We start from the raw sequence: 19,623 nt of genomic DNA, 5'->3' as shown, positions 1-19,623 counted from the left end.
GTCAGGCCTCGGGGTGACGGAAATCGCCGGATTTTCCACCGGACTTCTGCAATAGCCTGACACCGCTAATTTCCATCGTCCGATCAGCGGCTTTGGCCATGTCGTAGATCGTCAGGCAGGCAACGGACACTGCCGTCAGCGCCTCCATCTCAACGCCTGTGCGGCCGGTGAGCTTTGCCGTGGCAGTGACGCGCAGGCCGGGCAGGGCAGCGTCTTCGGCAATATCGACCGTGACCTTGGTCAGCATAAGCGGGTGGCAGAGCGGGATGAGATTGGCGGTCTGCTTGGCGGCCATGATGCCCGCGAGCCTCGCTGTGCCGATGACGTCGCCTTTCTTGGCATTGCCTTCACGGATCAGCGCCAGCGTCTCCGGCTTCATTTTCACATGGCCTTCGGCGGTGGCGATGCGGGTCGTTTCGGCCTTGTCGCCGACATCGACCATATGGGCCTCGCCGGAGGCGCCGATATGGGTAAGAACGGCTTTCTCCGCGCTCATTTCACTCAGCCGCCAGAACGCCGGTTTCACCCGTGAGCAGCGCATGTGTTGCAGCCGCAACGTCGTCCTTGCGCATCAGGCTTTCGCCGACGAGGAAAGTGGTGATGCCTACCGTCTCGAGACGCTTGCAGTCGGCATTAGTGAAAATACCGCTTTCGCCGACCAACAGCCGACCTTCGGGAACCATGGCAGACAGGGTTTCGCTCACCGCCAGGCTGACCTCGAAGGTGCGTAGATTGCGGTTATTAATGCCGACGAGCGGCGAAGACAGCTTCAATGCCCGCTCCATCTCCGCGGCATTGTGCACTTCGACCAGCACATCCATACCGAGGCCGAAGGCCTCATCCTGGAGGCGCTCGGCGTCACTGTCGGAGAGCGAGGCCATAATCAGCAGAATGCAGTCTGCACCCCAGGCACGAGCCTCGTGCACCTGATAGGTTTCGAACATGAAATCCTTGCGCAAGGCCGGCAGGGAGCAAGCGGCGCGAGCGGCGGTCAGGAATTCCGGTGCGCCCTGGAAGCTCGGGCTGTCCGTCAGCACGGAGAGACAGGCAGCACCGCCCGTCTCATACGCCTTGGCCAAAGCAGGCGGATCGAAATCGGGGCGAATGAGCCCTTTGGACGGGCTCGCCTTCTTGATCTCGGCGATCAGGCCGAAGGCACCCGCGTCCCTCTTGGCGACCAATGCCTTATGGAAGCCGCGTGGCGCGGTCTGGCCGGCTTGCATCGCCTTGAGATCGGCAAGCGAGACCTTGGCCTTGGCGGCGGCGATCTCTTCGCGCTTATATGCTTCGATCTTCTGGAGGATATCGGTCATGATGTCCTAATCCTATTCTTCGACGTTGGAGACGGCGATCAGCTTTTCCAACGCAGCGGCGGTCGCGCCACTATCGAGCGACTGAGCTGCAAGCTTCATGCCATCATGAAGCGTTTCCGCCTTGCCCGCAATCACCAGGGATGCCGCGGCATTGGCGAGCGAAATATCGCGATAGGCGTTCTTCGCACCGCTGAGCACGTCACGCAGCGCTGCCGCATTGACGGTGCCGTCGCCACCCTTGAGATCTTCGAGCGAGGCATGCGGCAGGCCGAAATCGGCAGGTGTCAGCTCGAAGGTACGGATCTTGCCGTTTTCAAGTGCTGCCACCGAGGTCGTACCGGTCGTGGTAATTTCGTCCAAACCGTTGCCATGCACGACCCAGACGCTTTCGGCATTCAGATCCCTCAGCACCTCGGCGAGCGGCACGACCCATTGCGGCGCGAAGACGCCGAGCAGTTGCCGACGCGCGCCGGCAGGATTCGATAGCGGCCCCAGCAGGTTGAAGATCGTGCGCGTGCCAAGCTCGACGCGCGATGGGCCGACATGGCGCATCGAGGCATGATGCAATTGAGCAAACATGAAGCCGATGCCGGCTTCGCGAATGCAACGCGCAATCACCTCTGGACCAATATCGAGCTTAATGCCCAGCACGGATTGCGTATCGGCCGTGCCGGCCTTGGAACTTTGGGCGCGATTGCCGTGCTTGGCGACCGGCACACCCGCGCCCGCCACGATGAAGGCGGCGAGCGTGGAGATATTGTAGGTGCCGACGCCGTCACCGCCGGTACCGACAATGTCGATCGCATTCGCCGGTGCTTCCACCGGCAGCATCTTGGCGCGCATCGTCGTAACCGCGCCGACGATTTCATCGACCGTCTCGCCGCGCACGCGCAGCGCCATCAGGAAAGCGCCGATCTGCGAAGGAGTAGCTTCGCCCGACATCAGGATCTCGAATGCCTGGCGGGCTTCATCCCGTGTCAGCGCCTCGCGATTGGCAACCTTGGCGAGGAAAGGTTTCAATTCAGCCATCGGCTATCGATCCTCCCGACCGGGCCTAGCGAGACGTCGCCTGTTCGGCGAGGCTCTGGTTGACCGTGACGCTGTATTTGGATTGCAGGTCGCTGACCATCTGGTCGAGAATGTCGTCGCCGGCAGCGTTGGCGATCTGAGCCGCCTGCTGATCGGCATTGTTCAGCGCGTCCGTCGTCGGATTGTCGTTGACCTCGGTCACCTTCAAGAGGATCTGCGTGGTGTCGTCGGCGCCGACCGCATTGGCAACCGTGTCGACCGGGCCGGAGAAGGCGGCAGCGACGCCGCCACGACCGAGAACGGGATCGTCCGTCGTGCGCGTCATATTCGACTTGTTTTCGACCGCAATGCCGAGCGGCGCGGCGAGGTCTGCAAGCGACTTGCCCTTCTGCGCTTCCTGCTTCAGCTCGACTGCCTTAGCGGCGAGCGCGACCTTTTGCTGTTCGGCAGTCCAGTCGGCAACGGCCTTGTCGTGCACCTCCGAAAGGGAGCGATCGCGCTCAGGCGTGATATTCAGCACATCGTACCAAACGTAGCCATCGTTGCCGATGGTCACTGGCGCGGTATTGCTGCCCTGATCCGCCTTGAAGACTTCGGCCAACAATTGCTGCTTGGCCGGCAAGTCTTTGACTTCGTTGCCGGCTTTGTCGAGGCCGGTAGCGTCGACCGAATCGACGGTCACCATCTTGAGTTTCAGTTGCTGTGCGGCCTCCTGCAGCGACGCGCCGGAGCCGCGCAAATCTTCGAACTTGTCGTGAGCACTGGTGATTTCATCGGTGGCATTGTTGAGCGCAAGCTGCTTGCGAATGTCTTCCTTGACTTCGTCGAAGCTCTTCGCCGTCTCCGCCTTGACATTGGTCACACGCAAGATCACCGGACCGAATGAACCGTCGACGACGGGCGTTGTGCCGCCTTCCTTCGTTACGGCAAAAGCAGCCTGCGCGATCGTCTGATCCGGAACCTGATCCTTGGTGAAGGTGCCGAGCAGCACGTCGGAGGGTTTCTTGCCCTGATCGGCGACCAACTGATCAAAGGTCGAGCCCGTCTTCAGCGCTTCGGCCGCAGCGTTGGCTAGGTCCTTGTTGGCGAAAGTAAGCTGCTCGATCGTGCGCGTTGCCGGCGTCGTGAAGCTGTCCTTGCGCTTCTCGAATTCGGCGCGAACCGCATCATCGGTCACGCTTGCGGGATTGGCGACATCCTCGGCCTGCAGCGTCACATAGGCGAACTTGCGGTATTCGGGCGCGCGATACTTCGACTTGACACCATTGAACCATTTCGACAGCACGTCCTCCGCCGGAGCCTTGATGGGGTCGATATTGGCATTGGTCAACAGCAGATAATCGATACTGCGGTTTTCATCATGATATTGCTTGACGGCATCCACCAGAACCTTCGGCGCGGTGAAACCGTTGGAGACCGCTTCGACGATCTGACTGCGGATCGCAACCTTGCTGCGCTCCTTGATATAATCGTCGGGATTGATGCTGCTGTTGCGCAGCAAGTTCTCGAATTTCTGTCGGTCGAAGCCGCCGTTCGGTGCCTTGAACGCCGGATCGTCGCCGATAAGCTGGGCGAGACGATCCTGCGAGAGGCCGAGATTCATATCGCTGGCAAGCTGGTCGAGCGAAGCGCCGGCAACAAGTTGCGCGACAGTCTGCTGTCCGATGCCAAAGGCGCGCGCCTGCTCTGGCGTGATCTGCATGCGCAGTTGCTGGCTGATCGCCTGGATCTGGCGACGATAGGCGAGGCGGAATTCATTGGTGCCGATCTGCTGATCGCCGACCGTGACAACGGTATTGCTGCCGCTGCCGCTGATGAGCGAACGCTCGACCCCCCATATGCCGAAGGCCGCCGCCAGAATAAGCATCAAGCCCTTGGCAACCCAGGTCTGGGCGATTTTTCTCAACACATCGAACATCGGAAGGCAAACCTCGTCATGAATAGCATCTTCGCCCGCGGGCGAAGCAATCGGAGTTCCTTAGAACAATCCGAACCGGAATTGAAGAGCCACTACGGAAATCACCGGGCTTGATGCTGCTGACCCGGAACCTTTGCCAGGGATCGACGTTGAAGGCTGAGGGAAACAGAGGAGCCGACGATGGCCGAAACGAAAACCGCTTCCGCCCAATCTGCCGCAGCACAGGCACAGGCTGACACCGCCGTCGAAGACCTTAATTTGCAGATCGCTGCACTTCGGGAGGATCTGACGAAACTCTCGCGCAGCATGGCCGCAGTCGGGCAGGGCGCAAAGTCAGTCGTTACCGAGGAGGCTCAGGAATTAACCGATCAACTGCGCGAAAGAGTTCGCCAGGAGCCGATCTTCATGGTCGCGGCGGCCGCCGGCATCGGTTATCTGATCGGGCTTCTCAGCCGTCGCTAGATTAAAGCCTGATCTAAAGCTCGTCGTGAAAACTTGGGCTGGCGCGGATGAAGGCCCAAAGCGCCTTGCTGATCTCCACGATCTCCTTGATCGAACTCTCCAGCCTTTCGATTTCGCGTAGATCCAGTTGCTCGACTTTGCCGTATTTGACGTGCCGGTCGTCTTCCACCAGACGCATGAGTTGCGTGCTGGAGATGTCGCCGTTTTCGTCGAAGGAATAGATGCAGTGATTGTATTTGTTGCGCATCTTCGATTCCCGTTTCAGGCGGCCCATCAACTCCAGGACCGCGCGGCTATCCTCCGCAGGCGTCGAGGATAGTTTCGCCAGACGCTCGACCAAATCGATGCGCGCGCGCGTCGTGTTCAGTGTCAGGAAGACGATGATGGCTGCGTCCTTCTCCACCCTCAGCAGATGCGCGATGATGTAGATCAGAAGGCTTTCCGTATTGGTCCAGACATAGTTCAAGCGGCCGACGCGAAGCAGAATATCGGACATTGCAGGCATGGCGCGGTCCTGTGCTCAGCCAAAATTCAAGCTTTTTCATCGCTCCCTGAAGGCGCGCGACATGCTGTCGACCACCGGCTTGGAGAGGTATTCGAAAAAGGTGCGTTCGGACGTCTTGATCAAAACATCCGCGGGCATGCCGGGTACGGGCTTGAACCCTGGAATGCGTTTGATCTCCTCGCTCGGGATCTGGACGCGGACAACATAGACATCGCGCTGCGTCGAACCGGAATTATCCTCGATCGAGTCGGCCGAGACGTAGAATACCTTACCGTTCAGAACCGGCGTCGTACGCCGGTTGAGCGACGACAGGCGGATAGAGGCGGATTCGCCTTCACGCAACTGATCGATCGAGGTGCGCAGCACCTGTGCCTCGATGATCAACGGCACGTTGTTCGGCAATATCTCCATGATCGGCTTGCCCGTCGTGATGACACCACCAGCCGTATGATAGTAGGAGCGGATGACCGTGCCGCTGACCGGTGAACGAATGACGGTGCGATCGAGCACGCCAGCGGCCTCGCGCACCTGCTCGCGCACGCTGTCGAGATCGGATTCGGCAGTTTCCAATGAGTCGAGCGCCGCCTGCTTGTTGGCGTTGATGGCAATGATTGCCTCCTGGCGATATTTGGCGACTTGGGCTTCGTTTTCGTTCAACTCTGAATCGATGCGCGCAAGATCGCCCATGGCCTCGGCGACCGCGCGCTGCACGGCCAGAAGGTCGGAACGCCTGACGACGCCGGCATTCGCAAGCTTTTCTTTCGACTCCTGTTCATCGGTCAAAAGTTTGAGCTGCGTTACGAACGCCTCTCGTTGGCCCTGATATCCCTGGGTGCGATATTCGAGCGAGCGGATGTTCTTTTCGATAAGGTTGAGCTGCTCCTGCAGTTTGGATTGTTTGCTGTGGAAGACGACAACCTGGCTCTGGATGAGCGCGGTCACATCGGGATCGTCGGCCTCCGCCGTGACGATATCCGGCACCTTGAATTCTTCGTTGCCCTGGGCCTCGGCCCGCAAGCGGGCAACCACCGTTTCCAGCCGCAGCCGTCTCAGCTTCAGCGCCCGATCATTGGCAAGAGCCGCCGTCGGATCAAGGGTTAGCAGGATATCGCCCTCCTGCACGACCTGTCCTTCGCTCACCATCAGCTCTTTGATGATGCCGCCCTCGAGATGCTGAATGATCTTGTTATTGCCGGTGGCGACGAAGCTGCCTTGAGCGATGACGGCCGAGGCGATCGGCGCGGTCGCGGCCCAATAGCCAAAACCGCCGAAAGAAGCGAACAGGATCGCCAGACCCGAGACGCTATAGAGCCTGATGGATCGCGGCACTTCGCTGTACCATTCGATTTGGCCGGTTTCGTTCTCCTCTTTCTTTTTGCCTTTGCTTCTCCCGAACATGGCGCTCACCCTTCGATCTTCGCCGCCGGCCGATTGCCGATCTCGTTGTTGGGCTTGTTGCTCAGCATTCTCAGCACATCGGTGCGCTCGCCGAACAGCGCAACCGACCCGTCCTTCAGAACCAGGATTTTGTCGACGCATTGAAGCAGGGCAGGGCGCTGGGTGATCGTTACCGTGGTGATGCCCTGCTTCTTGGCGTGAATAAGCGCGCGGGCGAGGGCCGCCTCGCCGGCGGTATCGAGATTGGAATTCGGCTCGTCGAGAACAACGAATTTCGGATTGCCGAAGAAGGCGCGGGCAAGCGCGATGCGCTGCTTCTGACCGCCGGAAAGCGGCGCGCCATCAGCGGCGACCACGGTCTCATAGCCCTGTGGGAAAGTGGCGATCAGTTCGTGCACATCGGCAAGAACGGCCGCTTCGTAGATCAGCCGGTCTTCGACGTCGTCACGCATGCGGCAGATATTGGCCTTGATCGTGCCCGGAAAGAGCTGCACGTCCTGCGGTAGGTAGCCGATGCTCTCGCCGAACTGACGCTGATCCCAGTTGCGAAGATCCATGAGATCGAGCCGAACATTGCCCGAAGTCGGCAGGATCGAACCCACCAGCATCTTGCCGAGCGTCGTCTTGCCGGAACCGGAATTGCCGATGACGGCAAGCGATTCTCCCTTTTTTAACGAAAAGGAGATGCCGTTCAAAACGACCCGCTTCTGTGGCGGCGGGACGAAAAGAATGCGCTCCACGTCCAGCCGTCCTTCCGGATTGGGCAGGCGCAGCCGCGGGAAATTCAGCGGCGAATTCAACAATAGCTGCTTGATGCGGCCATAGGCGGCGCGGGAATGATTGAACTGGTTCCAACCCTCGATCGCGCCTTCGACCGGCGCCAGGGCGCGGCCGGAGATGATCGAGGCTGCAATCACCATGCCGCCCGTCAACTGACCGGAGAGCGAGAGATGCGCGCCCCAGCCGAGCAGGGTTACCTGGGTGATCAGGCGGCAAGCCTTGGTGAGACCGGAAAAGACGATATTGCGGTCCTGGGCGGCCACCTGGGATTTCAGCGATCCCGCAGTCTCACGGCCCCACATCTTCACGGCTTCGGGGATCATCGCCAGCGCATTGATGATCTGCGAATTGCGCGCCATGGAGTCGAGATGGAAATTGGCGCGGCTGACGAAGGCATTGGCTTCGGCAAACTGCTTCGCCGTCATCTTTTGATTTAGATAGGCGATGATGAACAGCACGGCGCAGCACGTCATGACGATCACGCCGAGATGTGGATGCACGAGATAGACGACGACGACGAAGAGCGGCATCAATGGCGCGTCGAGGAAGGCAAGCAGCGTGCCCGATGTCAAAAAGGACCGGAGCAACTGCAGATCGGCAAGCGTCTGATAGTCGCGGCCGTTGCCGTTCAAGGATGCGCGGGCGGCCGCGCTCAAGATCGGCGCGCCGAGCTGCACTTCAAGTTCGACGGCCGTGCGCATCAGGATGAAGCGGCGCACCGAATCCATGATGACCTGCAGGAGGATGGCGCCGACGACGGCGATGGTCAGCATGACAAGGGTGTCGATCGAGCGGCTGGTCAGAACGCGGTCGGAAATCTGGAACAGATAGATCGGGATTGCCAGCACCAGAATGTTGATGGCCAAGGTAAAGATCATGACAATCAGCATGTTGCGCTGGACCACGGAAATGCCTTGGCGCAGGCTGGCAGCAAAATTGATCGGCTGGGCGCTGCGTTTGTGGAAGATGCTGCCGTCATTGCCTCCCCCGCCACTGCCCTTGCCGCTTTCACCATTGCCGCCGTGACCGCCGCCACCGGCAATCGACCGGCGCTCGTTCTCACGTACCGGGCCGGTATCGCTGTCAATCGTCCGCGCCAACGGCTGAATGTGGCTCACTTTCATATCGGTCTTTGGCATTTCCGCTTCCGGCGCCCGGGGCGCCGGTTCGATCACGGGCACTGGATCGACGCCTGGAGCGGGTGATACCGGCCGCATTTCGAGCTCGGTCGTCGACGTGGCGGACCCGTCATCAACTTTCGCATCAACAGAAAACTCTACAGGGGCAAGGACGGCCTCGGTCTCCATGGCGGCCGCGCTCGTCGTGTCCGCCATCAGCGGCTGGGCAGGCCGGGGGGATGCAAAGACAGCGGCCCTGGGCTCGCGCCGCAACCGTTTCAGGCTATCCACGGCATCCTCTATGGCCGCCATATAGGAGGCGGTGTTCCGCTCGGCAGCGCGCTCATCCTCATTGGATGGCAGCGACGTCAGGTGCAATGTTCGGCTTTCCGTCGTGCTGAGCTTTGAAATCTGGTTCATCAGAGGCGCCCCCTACTGTCTCCGGCTACGTGACGGTCTGCATGACGTCGCCGACAGTGCCGTTGTGCCAGGACATGTCGTGGCCGAGATCGATGGTTTCGTTCTGCGCGGGCTGTGAATCGTGATCGCCAAGGAAAGCGATCGCTTCATTGGCCAACGGTTGGTTCTGCTGCTGGTTCGTATTGGTCTGATTGGTTTGATCATGATCGACCAGCCCGCCTTGGATGAGGACGGTATCGGAATAAAGGTTGCCGGCGAGATAGGTCGTATGACCGACGCTGTCGTAATCGGCAATACTGGCGATATTGACCAGGGTATTGCTGCCGGTGTCGATCGATACCGTGGCGTTCTGGTTGTTTGCCACCACATCACTTGCCACTTGATGCACGATGTCGGAATCGCCGACGACGTTGATCTGCTTGATGACGTTGACGTCGAAGAAGTTGCCGGTGATGTAAAGAACGTTCAACGCTTCCTGACCGGCGAAATTCGCATCGTGAGCAAGCCCGTCCGGTATCTCGTTGGTGTGATCCTGGATGTTCTTGACCGTGTCGTTGACGAAATCGGGCATCGCAGTGAAACGATCCGACAGGCCGATGTTACTGATCGAGGCGAGGTTCCAGAGCAGGTTGCCGCCGGTCTGAACATGCTCGCCGCTTTGCGTGGTCGAGACCACGTCGTTGTCATAGAGCACCGATATCTGGCTGATCGAGTTGATGTCGAAAGCGTGTCCGCCGACGATCATGAGATCGTATTGCATGCCGAGACCAAAATAGGAGGCCAGGTCGACCAGCGTATTGCCGCCGGTCAGCAACGTCGTCTCGGCACCGGTGGTCGTCACCCGCATGGTGTCGTTGTCCGAGAGGAAATTATATTGTTCCGTCCAATGCAGGAACGAGACATCGCCTTCGATGACGCTGACGCGCCAGAAGCTAGGGAAGGCCGGATTGTCGTTGTCGGTGTGTTCGTGTGTCGAAGTCGCCTGAAACTCGCTGTGCTGGAAAACGGCGATGTTCCTTCCGATCGTCAACGCGTTAGGTGAAGACTGGTCGTCATTGCCTGAGATATAATCGACTTTATCGTTGTCGCTGTAGATATAGCTCTGCGAGATCGCGTCGATGGAATGATAATCACCCATCACGGCCATGACATGCGAAATGACATTCGTGTCGACGATGCTGACGAGGTTTGCGACGATATTGCCGCCGGCCTCTATGTTGAGGGAATTCGGCCCCAGTCCAGTCTGATGAACCGCCCCGTCTGTGGCTTCGGTTTTTTGCGAAGCAAGGCCGCGATCCGGCATGGAGCTTTCCAGATCCGGGACGCTGGTGACCTGAACGCCGTTGACAAAGATGCCGTCAAGCTCGTTGCCGGCGATCGCCAGATAGTGGCTGCCGTCGGGGCCCTGAATGTCGGTGCCGCCGTTTGCTTCTATGGTTTTGGCAAATGCGTGCAGATCGTCGTTGAGCTTTATCATGCCCTCGGTGCTCTCCGTCCGCTGGAGGGAGGCAAAGGGCGAGAGTTCCTCGGCTTTCACACTCGCCTGGCCCAGCCAGTCGTAGACGTCGGAGACATCGCGAATGATATGATGGGAAGAATTCGTCATGTCGAGCACGTCGTCGTCGCGCAAGACATTGGCCTGCACCAGATGGGCGGTCTCCGAACCTGGACCCATGTAGACTTCAAGTTTGCCAGGCAGAGTCACAGGCTGGAATTCGATGTCGAAGGGGCGGTGGACGACGGAGATCTCCCCCATGGCAAGGCCTTCAGAACCCTTTAAGCGCAGGTGATAGGGATCGTCATGCAGGTGGGCGTAGCCAGCGCGGAAGTAATAGGGCGAGTCGATGTATTTCACGTTGGGCGCGTAGTCGACCATCGTCAGCCCGGAAGCAAAGTCGTCCTTTGCTAGGGGCGGGTCCGTCTGCTCCACCGGTTTGTCCTCCGGGAACGCCCCATCCGTATAATTCAGCCGCAGACGCAGATCCTGAATCTGCGTGTCGAAGAGCCCGATAAAGTGGGCGATGATCTCCGAGATTTTTTCTGCGTGCATGACAAGCCCCCCAATTTTCGGAAACGCCTGGTCTGTCTGAACCGATGCCGTGGCCGCAGGCTATCATTTCAGGAAAATCCAGGTTCAAGCCACGAGATATGCACCGGCCGGTCTCCCGCCGGTGCATAGAGGCGTGGCTCTCGCTTCGAAATCAGGAGTCGCCGGAGGTCACGTGATGATCGCCGCCAACATTGATATCGGCAGTGTTGGTGAGCAGATTGGCGCCCTGGACCACTTCCTGATGGAAACCGGAATTGGAGATGATGGCGGTGGAATCCGCTGTTGCCGTGCCCACCATGTCGTGGCCCACACTCGGCACCCCACTCCAATTGAAGGTCGGATCGAGATCGAGGCCGTCGGCATGGGAATGGCCACCTTCGGCGGTCAGGTCGATGCTGGCACCTTGGTTTTGCATGCGCACATCATAGGCCTGATCCTGATCGGCGAGATTGTTGGCCTGAACCAGGCTGAAGCCGGTATCATTGGCTCCCCCGCCCAGCGCATTGTTGAGTACGCCATCGACATTGAGGTTGAAGGAATAATCATCTCCGAGATTGAAGGTCAGATCACCGCCGGCAACGCCCAAATTGCCCACATCATGGACATCCTTGATCGTTCCAAAGTCGTAGTCGGAATTGGAATGAGTGCTGGAGTCGCTATAGGAATAATTGTCGCGGTTGTCACCGTTATTGTTGGCTTCGGTGTGAACGTCGGTGTCGGTCTTGGTGATGGCCTTGTAGTCATAATCGTAGCTGTTGTCGCGATTATCACCGTTATTGTTGGCCTCGGTGTGGACGTCGGTGTCAGTATTGGTGATTACCTGGTTGTCGTGGTTCTCATCATAGCTGTTATCGCGATTGTCGCCGTTGTTTTTGACGTCGAGATCCGTATCGGTAGTGTTGGTATTGTTGCTGTTATTGGTGTTGGCGACGCCGACAAGGCCAGTCGAACCGTCATCCACTTCCGTCGAATTGACGGCACTGGTCGCAAGACCATCCGCCAGCGCGCCGACCTTCAGGTCGTCATCGGCGCTGATGTTGGCGATATCAAAATCAGAAGACATCCTACATTTCCTCCAAATGAGGAGGCCGTCTCGGGAAATCCCTCTCATCTAAACGGGATTTTCTCGCGGCGGCCCCAACTGTTAACGTTGCGGCAGGTGTACGCACTACATGTCTACCGTCAAAACCGGCCTGTTGGTTCAGACCTGGCCTATTGGGACTTGCGGCTACCCAAAACAAAATGCGCAAATCCACCCCGGCGCTCGGTTAAAGCGTCAACGCCTTGCTGCTTTTCTGTTGTCTCTAAGAAGTAGGGGAGGAGGAGGTTGTCCGGGACGCGAGACAAAGGACCGGAATGCCATTTTCCCCCAAGTTCCGCGGTTGGTGCGGAACGGTGGGACTTTGACCGAAAACAACGCAAGCTCATAGATACCAATTCGGGCTACCGCCCTGTTTCGGCTTCATAAATCGGATTTCACCCGATGAGCGCACAGGATTTAAAGCGCTGTTGTCACTCAATTTTTCAAGTTTTCGCGAGCTATTGACCGCCTCGTCGGCATCACCGAACATTATCGCCCGCCGGTACAGTCTTAATCCGTCCGACTTAAGCGATCACAAGTTGCCGCGACGCATTCAAGTAATATATTTCAAAAATCTAACTAAGTTCGCAGCCGTTGCAAAATCGGCTCATACCTATGAAATTTCAAATTGTAATAAAAAGTATATCGACGCTTACTATGCTTTGCGCCAACCTTCGGCTCATCGATTCGTTTTACCGATTTCGGTCGATTGAGGTTATTGTCGGTCGGCAGATAACCTCTACCTTTAGATTAGCTGATTAAACAAAAATGTCCGAAAATGTGCAGAACTGAGCACAAGTACGGCACCCAATTTGGCCAAATTCCCACATTTGTGATATTTTTTAAAGCTTTCGCGGCAAAACTAACCCCTTTGGGCAATTTCCAATTACCGTCGCATGGATTAATATAGTTTTATATTAATTTAAGAAGACTGCATAAAACAGTCCTATCAGAGCAACGTGCTCATAAAAAACATTCCGGCAAAAAGCGGGTTAACTAGACATGACTGCGAGCTTTGGGGGATGCACAAATGTACATCGCAAGCGTAAGAACAGGGGATGCTGAGGACAATCACAATATCATAAACTTAAAAGAGACTATCGTCGTACTGGCGGATGCCGATCTCTTTTCTGAATGCCTGGTGCAGACTCTAGGCACCAGATTTGCAGCATACGACATCATTAGCATTACAGATCCGAAGGCACTTCAGGGCAAAGTTCTGGAGGGCGTTAAACTGATCCTGCTGTACCATCTTCAATCCGAGGAAATGCAGGAAACTTTACATGCGATAAGGGCCAATTCGCCTGGAATATCGATCGGGCTGGTCGTCGAAACGATCGATCTGCACGATCCATACGTGGCCAGACTTGTCGAAGGACGGAATATACACGGCGTACTACCGCTCAATCTGCGCCTCGACGTGTTCATGGCAGCGATCGACCTGTTGATGAAGGGTGGCGAACACTTCCCGTCGGCGCTTCTGCGTCGGCTCTCGGGGGACGGGCCGCATCTCAGTCAGCCGCTCTATCAGGCACAGACGCGTTTTGCCAACGGCCATAGACCTTACGAGGATACTACTATCGCCATGCGCAACGGCAGTCTGCAGGCGCTGACCACGCGCGAGGTCCAAATATTGGATCTCATTTGCAAGGGGACACAGAACAAGATCATAGCGGACCAGCTCAGCCTGTCCGAAAATACGGTCAAAGTTCACGTCCGTAACATCTACAAGAAAATGAATGTCCGCAATCGAACGGAAGCGGCCTCACGCTTCTTCAATTCGGACAACGGGCTGGATCGGGATCCGTCGCGTCGGTGGCGAAACTGATCCACAGATAGGAATTGAGAGGGGACGACCGTTCGCGACATCGTGGGCGGTCGTTTTCTTTTTTCCCGTTTCTGGCGGGATATTCTATCACACCGAACGAAGGCCTCTACGAAGCGAGCCAACTGTCAATCCATCTTCCTGCCGTTGCGTTAATCCACAGCATAGTCCGCCCCTGAAAGTGGACTATGCTCCATGCGCGACACGGCCAATATCTCGCCTGGGAAATAGCTATTTAGTATAGTTTGCCTAATCCTTACCCAGATTTCCGTTGACGTAGCGTAAAGTAGTTTTATCATCTGCTTATTCACCAAGCTTACATCTGATTCGATACTGATAAAAATTCAAGATTCACACGAATTATTACTGTAAATAAATTTACGTTACTCTTCTCAATCAAAGTCTTTTAAGTACAGCATGCGGCGTATAGGAGCCGTTAGTTGACAAGGGCAGGGAGGTGTAGTGCGTAGATTTATTCCCACGGATGGCGATCTTTTCTCCTCAAAAGGGTCGCCATCCACCCCTCTACATCAAGCTGAAACGGCTCTTGTCTGCAGGCGGAACACCGCCACCCTCTCTTTCACTCTGAAGGTGATGTCATGGGCAAGATCCCCGCGGCAATCGGTGTCCACGCGATGCGTCGGCCGTCCGTCAATCCAGCCGATATCGGTCCGGCGACGGAGCAAGTATTCGAAGGCAGGATGCGTTTTGCCAACCTGATCGGCATTACCGTCTGGACTGCAACCATGACCTTCTTCTGGCTGTGGTGGCTGCGCGGCGATCACGTCATCGGCTGGCCGTCCTACCTGTTGGTGACGCTGGTTCTTGCCTTGATCACCGGCCTGCCGGCCTATTTCATCATCATCGTCCATGATGCGCGGCGGATGCCGCAAGCCGGCGGGCCCTTGCCTGCAGGGCGCATCGCCATGGTCGTTACAAGAGCCTCGTCCGAGCCTCTCTCGGATGTGCAGACGACATTGCGGGCAATGCTCGATCAGACGGGTTGCGATTTCGATGTCTGGTTGGCGGAGGAAAAACCCAGCCTGGACATGATGAAATGGTGCATGGAACACGGCGTCTTCACCTCGACGACGCGCGAGAGCACCGGAGCTGACGCTCGCGACCCTTCTCCGTGCTGCAAGCAAGGCAATCTCACGTCTTTCTACGATCACTTCGGTTATGAAAGATATGATTTCGTCGTGCAATTCGACGCCGGCCATGTGCCCGACAAGACCTATCTCCGCGAAATGATCCGGCCGTTCCGCGATCCCGGCATTGGTTACGTATCGGCGCCGAGCATCTGTGACGCCAACGCTGCATCGAGCTGGGCAGCGAGGGGCAGGCTCTTTGCCGAAGCCGGCATTCAAGGGGTGTTGCAGTCCGGCTATAACGGCTGGGCGCCGCTCTGCGTCGGCACCCACTATGCTGTACGCACGGCGGCCCTGAAAGAAATCGGTGGGCCTAGACCGGAACCGGCGGAAGGTCTTTCGACGACGCTCGCGATGAACGCCGGCGGTTGGCGCGGCGTTCATGCGCTGGACGCGATCGCCCATGGCAATGGTCCGGCGACCTTCACCGATCTGATGATGCAGGAATTTGACCGGTCGCGCAGCCGGATGACAATCCTGCTGCAATATTTGCCGGACTATATGCCGAAACTGCCCGGATGGTTGAAATTCCAGTTCCTATTCTCCGAGCTGTGCTTCCCGCTATTTTCTTTGGGCTTGGCTACCGTCTTCATGCTGCCGATCGTGGCGCTGCTGACGGGCCACAGCTTTGCCGACGTCACCTGTTCCGCTTTCCTGCTTCATTTCCTGCCGATCGTCGCCGCGTTGATAGCACTCGTTTTCATCTGGCGCGCCACCGGTACGTTCCGGCCCGCCAATGCCAGGATTTTAAGCTGGGAGAGCGTAGCATTTCTGCTCCTGGGCTGGCCTTGGTCGCTCATCGGCTACGCAGCCGCAATTCGCGACCATCTGATACATTCTCAAAGCGGTTCCCACGCCGCCCGCGAGAGGATGCCGGCCTTGTATGCGATGCCGCTTCGGGTATTGGCACCCCATATCGTTCTCTGCCTTGCTTCCGTGCTTGCGGTGGCCTTTGCCCCGGACCGGCAAGCTTCCCAAGGCCTCTTTGCCTTTGCCGCAATCAACGCATCGATCTATGCGGCGCTGATCGGTCTGATCATCGCCCGACATGCAACGGAAAACATGCTTTCCCGTTAGGCGCTCCTAACGCCCTCGCCACTGCGACATCTTTGCGACACCTCCTGCGACATTTTTGACGATCTGCGAAACATCGGGCCTTGGCCCCTTGTATCGCATGGTCGCTTACTATACGTATCAGCATTATAAGGTTGCTTATGAATAGCAGGCTTCTCATATCATGAACGCGACACCCACTCTCGGCTTTCTCCTGCATGACGTTGCCCGGCTTCTTCGGAAGCGGTTTGAGCAGCGCGCGAAAGATATGGGACTGACGCGTTCGCAGTGGCAAACGCTCGCCTATCTCTCGAACAATGAAGGGATTCATCAGGCCGGTCTTGCCGAAATGCTGGAGATCGAGCCGATCACGCTGGTGCGGATCCTCGACAAGCTGGCCGAACGTGGCCTGGTCGAGCGCCGTCAGCACCCGAACGATCGCCGAAGCTGGCTGCTTTACATGCGCGAGGAAGCGCGGCCGTTGCTCGACACCATGCGCAGCATAGGCGACCAAACCCGCAAGGAGGCCCTGGATGGGGTCTCTACAGAAGATCATGAGCGCCTTTACCAGTTGCTCACCCTAATGAAATCGAACCTAGTCCAGGCCTGCCGCACGACGGTAGCCCACAAAGAGATAAATCATGGCTGATGCATCCTCTTCGCGTCGCATACACGCGAACGCAAATTCCGCTGACGAACAGACCGCAATCGGGCAGAAGCAGGCCGTAGTCGCCGAGGCGCCGTCTTCCAATCCAGCTCCGGCGCCCGCCGGAACCGGCGCCGCTGCTCCGGTTGCTCTTCCCGAGAAGCCGCGCAAGCGCCGCAGCCCGACACGGCCGATCCTTTTCGCGCTGCTGCCGGTCGCCCTTGTCGTCGGCGGCTATTACTACGTTACCGGCGGGCAGATCATGTCCACCGACAATGCGTATGTTCAGGCCGATATGGTCGGGGTTTCCACCGATGTTTCCGGCACGGTGATCTCGGTCGATGTGCATGAAAACGAGATGGTGAAGAAGGGGCAGGTACTCTTCCGCCTGAAGCCCGATTCCTTCCGTATCGCGCTGGAGGGCGCTGAGGCGCAGCTCGGCGCTGCCCGCAACCAGATCCTGAACCTGCAGGCGAGCTACAAGCAGTCGCTGGCGGAAATCGCCCAGGCGCAGGCTGACATTCCTTATTACCAAACCGAATTTGAGCGCCAGCAGAACCTGATCAACAGCTCGGTCGCCTCGAAGGCGGCCTATGACCAGGCCAAGCACAATCTCGAAGCGGCACAGCAGAAGGTCTCGGTCGCCCAGGCGCAGGCGGCAACCACGCTCGCACAGCTCGGCGGCAATGCCGACCAGCCGGTCGAGCAGAATCCGGTCTATCTGCAGGCCAAGGCCGCCGTCGACAATGCACAGCGCGAGCTCGACGACACCGTCGTGCGCGCGCCCTTCGACGGCATCACCGCCAACGTTCCGTCGCTCCAGGTTGGCGCTTATCTGACGGCTGCGCAGCAAGGCTTCTCGCTGGTCTCCACCACCCATATGTGGATCAACGCCAGCCCGAAAGAAACCGAGCTCACGCATGTCCGGCCCGGCCAGAAGGTCTCCATCTCGGTCGATGCCTATCCCGGTGTGACCTGGAAGGGCACTGTTGCCAGCATTTCGCCGGCCTCGGGCTCGAGCTTCTCGCTGCTGCCGGCGCAGAACACCACCGGCAACTGGGTTAAGGTTGTGCAGCGCATTCCGATGATCATCAGCATCGACGACATGCAGGGCAAGCCGCCGCTGCGCGTCGGCATGAGCGTCGTCGCCGATGTGGACACAGGTCACGCCCGCGGCCTGCCGGACTTCATTGCAAACCTGCTGGGTCAATCCCACGGTCAGGACCATGAGTAACGCCGCTGCTTCACCTTCCGGCCCGATCGCCAATCGCGGCGCCATCACCGCCTGCGTCATCCTGGCAGTCATCATGCAGGCGCTGGACACCACCATCGCTAACGTCGCTCTGCCTCATATCCAGGGCGACGTTTCGGCGAGCGCCGATCAGATCAACTGGGTTCTGACCTCTTATATCGTTGCCGCGGCCATCATGACGCCGCCATCCGGCTTCCTGTCGGCGAAGTTCGGCCGCAAGCGTGTGCTGCTGGTGGCGATCGCAGGCTTCGTCGTCGCTTCCGTTCTCTGCGGCCTGGCGCAGTCGCTGAATCAGATCGTCGGCTTCCGCCTGCTGCAGGGCCTTTTCGGCGCGTCGCTCGTGCCGCTGTCACAGGGTATTCTTCTCGACATCTACAATGTCGAGGAGCGCGGCAAAGCCATGGCATTGTTCGGCGTGTCGGTCATGGTCGGCCCGGTGCTCGGGCCGGTCATCGGCGGCTGGCTGACGGACAATATGAGCTGGCGATGGGTGTTCTACATCAACGTGCCGATCGGCGCGCTCGCCTTTGCCGGCATCGTCGTCTATGTGACGGAAACGAAGTTCGACGCACTCGCCAAACTCGATCTGTTCGGCTTCAGCATGCTGTCGATCGCCATCGGCGCGCTGCAGCTTTTCCTGGACCGCGGCGAGCAGCTCGACTGGTTCTATTCAGGCGAAATCATTATCGAGGCCCTGGTTTGCGCCGCAGCCTTCTATCTCTTCCTGGTGCATACGTTCACCGCGGAACGGTCCTTCGTGAATCCGCGACTGTTTCTGGACCAGAATTTCGCCGTCAGCATGCTGTTCATCTTCATTGTCGGCGTTACCTATCTCGCCTCGCTGGCGCTGATGACGCCCTACCTGCAGACATTGATGGGCTACCCGGTCGTCACCGCCGGCATCGTCATGGGTCCGCGCGGCCTCGGCACAATGGTATGCATGTTCGTGGTCGGGCGACTGATCGGCAAGGTGGATACGCGCTGGCTGCTGTTTTTCGGCCTCGCCTTGACCGCCTGGGCGATGTACGACATGACCGGCTGGACGCCTGATGTCTCGCAGTGGACGCTGATTTCGGTCGGCTTCGTCCAAGGCGCTGGGCTCGGCTTCCTCTTCGTGCCGCTGACGACGATCGCCTTTGCCACGCTGCCGGCTCACATGCGCGGCGAGGGAACTGGCCTCTACAACCTTTCGCGTAACATCGGCTCGAGCGTCGGCATCTCCGTCGTCTCGGCGCTGATCACCGAAAACACTCAGGTCAATCACTCTACGATCGCCGCCTATGTGACGCCGTTCAACCATGCTTTCGATGCGACGGCGGCTCAAGCCCTCAGCCCGGTCACGATGGCAGGTCGCGCCGCGCTCGACGGCCTGATCACCACGCAGGCAACGATCATCGCCTATATGGACGATTTCAAACTGCTGATGCTGATGTCGATCTTAGCCATGCCGCTGCTCGTGCTGCTGCGCAAGCCCAAGGCGGCGCCAGCCGTCGATCACAGCATCGCAATGGAATAGCCGCGCAGTCTTTCCAGTTTCACTGCGCGGCAGCATGACCGCCGGGCACCACCCCGGCGGTCTTTTCGTGAGCAATGTCAGGAAAGATGCGCAACGATTCCGTTCGAAA

The 19,623-nt window shown here is 58.2% G+C and carries 15 protein-coding genes; 6 read left to right on the top strand and 9 right to left on the bottom strand.

Features of this window, described 5'->3' with window-relative positions:
• Position 1: 1 nt before the first annotated feature.
• The 4 genes from moaC to QA646_RS07000 are packed head-to-tail and all read right to left on the bottom strand — an operon-like array spanning position 2 to position 4,260.
• Entirely contained in the window at positions 2 to 496 is a 495-nt protein-coding gene (gene moaC, locus QA646_RS07015) for a cyclic pyranopterin monophosphate synthase MoaC (RefSeq protein WP_283058318.1), read from the bottom strand.
• 1 nt (position 497) lies between these two features.
• Positions 498 to 1,313, bottom strand: coding sequence for an indole-3-glycerol phosphate synthase TrpC (gene trpC, locus QA646_RS07010; RefSeq protein ID WP_283058317.1), 816 nt, complete (start codon positions 1,311 to 1,313; stop codon positions 498 to 500).
• 12 nt (positions 1,314 to 1,325) lie between these two features.
• The gene (trpD, locus tag QA646_RS07005; protein WP_283058315.1) at positions 1,326 to 2,342 is read right to left on the bottom strand and encodes an anthranilate phosphoribosyltransferase; all 1,017 of its coding nucleotides are present in this window, start codon (positions 2,340 to 2,342) and stop codon (positions 1,326 to 1,328) included.
• Positions 2,343 to 2,367: 25 nt separating this feature from the next.
• Positions 2,368 to 4,260, bottom strand: a complete 1,893-nt coding sequence (locus QA646_RS07000; RefSeq protein ID WP_283058314.1) for a peptidylprolyl isomerase — start codon at positions 4,258 to 4,260, stop codon at positions 2,368 to 2,370.
• Positions 4,261 to 4,440: 180 nt separating this feature from the next.
• On the opposite strand from QA646_RS07000, the gene QA646_RS06995 reads away from it, so the two are divergent.
• Positions 4,441 to 4,722 (top strand): hypothetical protein, encoded by a 282-nt coding sequence (locus QA646_RS06995; RefSeq protein WP_283058313.1) that lies wholly within the window; start codon positions 4,441 to 4,443, stop codon positions 4,720 to 4,722.
• Positions 4,723 to 4,735: 13 nt separating this feature from the next.
• Here the strand turns inward: QA646_RS06995 and QA646_RS06990 are convergent, their stop codons facing one another.
• From QA646_RS06990 to QA646_RS06970, 5 genes are all read right to left on the bottom strand, one after another.
• Positions 4,736 to 5,227, bottom strand: coding sequence for a hypothetical protein (locus QA646_RS06990; RefSeq protein WP_283058312.1), 492 nt, complete (start codon positions 5,225 to 5,227; stop codon positions 4,736 to 4,738).
• Between the two features lie 36 nt (positions 5,228 to 5,263).
• Positions 5,264 to 6,625 (bottom strand): HlyD family type I secretion periplasmic adaptor subunit, encoded by a 1,362-nt coding sequence (locus QA646_RS06985; protein ID WP_283058311.1) that lies wholly within the window; start codon positions 6,623 to 6,625, stop codon positions 5,264 to 5,266.
• A gap of 5 nt (positions 6,626 to 6,630) precedes the next feature.
• Entirely contained in the window at positions 6,631 to 8,835 is a 2,205-nt protein-coding gene (locus QA646_RS06980; RefSeq protein WP_283058993.1) for a type I secretion system permease/ATPase, read from the bottom strand.
• Positions 8,836 to 8,968: 133 nt separating this feature from the next.
• Positions 8,969 to 10,993: a hypothetical protein gene (locus QA646_RS06975; protein ID WP_283058310.1), complete on the bottom strand. Its 2,025-nt coding sequence runs from the start codon at positions 10,991 to 10,993 to the stop codon at positions 8,969 to 8,971.
• A 151-nt stretch (positions 10,994 to 11,144) separates the two neighbouring features.
• Complete coding sequence (locus QA646_RS06970; protein WP_283058309.1) at positions 11,145 to 12,056, bottom strand: fibrinogen-binding protein; 912 nt, start codon at positions 12,054 to 12,056, stop codon at positions 11,145 to 11,147.
• 1,048 nt (positions 12,057 to 13,104) lie between these two features.
• Between QA646_RS06970 and QA646_RS06965 the strand changes: the two genes are divergently transcribed.
• From QA646_RS06965 to QA646_RS06945, 5 genes are all read left to right on the top strand, one after another.
• On the top strand, positions 13,105 to 13,902 hold the full coding sequence (locus tag QA646_RS06965) for a response regulator transcription factor (RefSeq protein ID WP_283058308.1): 798 nt from the start codon (positions 13,105 to 13,107) through the stop codon (positions 13,900 to 13,902).
• A gap of 596 nt (positions 13,903 to 14,498) precedes the next feature.
• Positions 14,499 to 16,124: a glycosyltransferase gene (locus tag QA646_RS06960; protein WP_283058306.1), complete on the top strand. Its 1,626-nt coding sequence runs from the start codon at positions 14,499 to 14,501 to the stop codon at positions 16,122 to 16,124.
• 160 nt (positions 16,125 to 16,284) lie between these two features.
• Complete coding sequence (locus QA646_RS06955) at positions 16,285 to 16,749, top strand: MarR family transcriptional regulator (RefSeq protein WP_283058303.1); 465 nt, start codon at positions 16,285 to 16,287, stop codon at positions 16,747 to 16,749.
• Positions 16,742 to 17,980: an HlyD family secretion protein gene (locus QA646_RS06950; protein WP_283058302.1), complete on the top strand. Its 1,239-nt coding sequence runs from the start codon at positions 16,742 to 16,744 to the stop codon at positions 17,978 to 17,980. Before QA646_RS06955 ends, QA646_RS06950 begins: the two co-directional genes overlap by 8 nt.
• Positions 17,973 to 19,514, top strand: a complete 1,542-nt coding sequence (locus tag QA646_RS06945; RefSeq protein ID WP_283058301.1) for a DHA2 family efflux MFS transporter permease subunit — start codon at positions 17,973 to 17,975, stop codon at positions 19,512 to 19,514. Before QA646_RS06950 ends, QA646_RS06945 begins: the two co-directional genes overlap by 8 nt.
• Positions 19,515 to 19,623 lie beyond the last annotated feature (109 nt).

Origin of the sequence: Rhizobium sp. CB3090 (genome assembly GCF_029714285.1) — a bacterium.
Taxonomy (GTDB): domain Bacteria; phylum Pseudomonadota; class Alphaproteobacteria; order Rhizobiales; family Rhizobiaceae; genus Rhizobium.
The sequence above is the reverse complement of the archived record's forward strand: the minus strand, read 5'-3'. Positions and strand labels throughout refer to the sequence as shown.